This window comes from Streptomyces sp. NPDC001056 (assembly GCF_053598955.1).
Map to the genome: position 1 here is coordinate 1 of NZ_JBSFLI010000094.1, position 2,321 is coordinate 2,321.

Annotated in this window: 2 protein-coding genes; both read right to left on the minus strand. The window is 60.6% G+C overall.

What is annotated here, in order from left to right:
- Nucleotides 1-319 precede the first annotated feature (319 nt).
- Nucleotides 320-1,573: an MgtC/SapB family protein gene (locus ACWDD7_RS37575; RefSeq protein ID WP_009238019.1), complete on the minus strand. Its 1,254-nt coding sequence runs from the start codon at nucleotides 1,571-1,573 to the stop codon at nucleotides 320-322.
- A 175-nt stretch (nucleotides 1,574-1,748) separates the two neighbouring features.
- Nucleotides 1,749-1,955, minus strand: a complete 207-nt coding sequence (locus tag ACWDD7_RS37580; RefSeq protein ID WP_024542659.1) for an eL24 family ribosomal protein — start codon at nucleotides 1,953-1,955, stop codon at nucleotides 1,749-1,751.
- Between the last annotated feature and the right edge of the window lie 366 nt (nucleotides 1,956-2,321).

The following is a 2,321-nucleotide window of genomic DNA, read 5'->3' on the forward strand; positions in this document are numbered from 1 at the left end:
GTCGCAATCCATCGACAGATGTCGAAACACGCGAGGAGTCGCCGTGAACCTGCCCGCCGTCACCGAGCTGCCCGTCGTGGCCTGGTGGGAGCAATTTTTCCGATCAGTTCCGGCGGAATGGCCTGGCGGCGGTTCGACCAGGGGTTGTAAGCCGGAACCGCCGAAATTTCCGTTAGCCAGAGGGGCAACTCGCGTCTGAACCTCAGTCCCGCCCATCTTGGCTCATCACCCAGCTTGCGTAGCACAGCACCCTTTAGATCAGCGGACATGGCGCAGAGCCGTAGGAAGAGCTGCAAGCCGTAACTACACGAGAGATTGGTCAAGCATAGCCAACCCACCCCATGCCGATTGCAATGCCTATCCCGATAGCCATCATCCCAGGCAGGCAGCGCAACAGGAAGTCGCGCCCTGCGACCCAGGCGAGGAGGCCAGTTTTGAAGCACAGGTTAGAGAGAATCGCCAGGCCGATCGCGTTAGCGGCTACCTCGGCGCCCAGTTTCCCATTCCCAAACAGGCGCAGGGTCGACAATGCGATGGCATCAAGTTCGGTCAGCCCGGACACGGCGGACGCCAGGTAGAGCCCGCGGGTTCCCGCCCAATCGGACAGCCACGAGGCTAAAAGTAAAATGATGGCATACATCGCACCGAAGCTCAGCGCAACCCGTAACTCGGTCGGATTGGCAACTTCCGGCAAAAGAAGTGGCCCCCCCGTCCGCGAACGATGCCAGACGAACAGTACCGCCAAGCCGCCTGCCACCAGGTTGCCGACCAACACTGGCCAAAGGGTCGCCATCAAGGAGGGCGCGATGGCAACGGCGATCATGCCCAGGCGCACGGACAAGACCAGATTGGCCATGAGAATGACGATCGACGACGTCAGCGCCATGGTCGGCGTCTGGCGGGCATGACGGGCGTACACCAGGGTAGTCGCGGTGCTCGACACCAGTCCTCCCAGCAGACCGAGCAAGGGCGGGCCAAAGCGATCTCCGACCGCACGCATGGCCAAATAGCCGGCGAGGCTCAAGCCGGATATCAGGACGACCATCATCCAGACGTGGTGAGGATTGAAAGCGCCATAGGGTCCATAACCGACGTTGGGCAGGAGCGGCAGCACGATAAAACTCAGCGTAGCGAACTGCAGGATCGACACCAGGTCGCGGGAAGTAATCCGTGAACTCAAGCCGCGCAGTTCGGCCTTGAAATGGAGCAGCGCTGCGGCAGCAATGGCTAGCATAACAGCATAACGACCGTGGCCGAGCCAAACCATCGCTCCGAGGGTGAACGAAAGCAGGATGGCCATTCGTGTGGTGGGGCCAGCGTGGCTCTCGCTCTCCCCGGTCGCGGTCTGACCGAAAACCATGATGCCCGTCATGGCCAGCAAGGCGGCAGGGAGAAACCACGGCGCCCCGACGCTCTGGCCGACGAGGGCGGCGATGGAGCCGAACAGCGCGGCCAAGGCCGAAGTTCGTAACCCCATTGCCGAACCGGCGCGTTCACGCTCAACCCCGATCAGAAGGCCGATGGCCAGGCTGGTCAGAAAAGAGATCAGATGCTCGTTGACGTTAGGGTCCATTGGCGCTTCCCGTAGTTCACCTGACCAACTGTCGGGCAGATGGAAAAATAATTGTTGAAATATGAGGTAGTAACGCCCATCACCTGCGGGAACTGACCTACGCCTTCGAGGAGATGGGGCAGGCTTGGGCCAACCGCCTGATCGAACTGCTGGTCGCCGCTTGCCATGAGGTCGATCAGGCGGCGGCGTGCTGACGCCCGAACGCCTTGCGTCCTGCCGCAAGGATTACGACGCCATTCTCGCGGACGGCGAGGCAGCCAATCCGCGCGCACCGCCTTCCGGCAAACGCGGGCTCGCGGCCGGCGTGATCGAAGCGGTGCGGCGATTCCGGCTTGACGGTCATGCCGCAGACGGGGTCGGTGATCGGGTGGTGCTCGTGCATGGCTGTGTCTCCCTTCTTGTATGGCGGCGCGCCGGCGGCGATCGGCTAATCGAGGTGTCCGGAATTAGTTGACCACTACAGTCTGATCCGGCGAAGATTGGCATAACCCAGCCCCTACCTGTTTGTAATTCCCCTTTTATCCATCAATTCACTTGGGGTCGTCTCAGAAAACGGAATTTAAAGCACGCTATAGATGAGGCCCAATAAAGTATGAATTTTCTCTGCGTTTTCTGGTCAGAGATTGATGGAAAAAGAAAACGCAAGAAAGCAAACGCTGGAGCAACTTCACGAGCGCCGCAAGCAAGTCGTTCGCTCCGGGCGGAGAACCGGTTTGCCGTCCGCGAACGCCACCCGCAGCGGCATCCC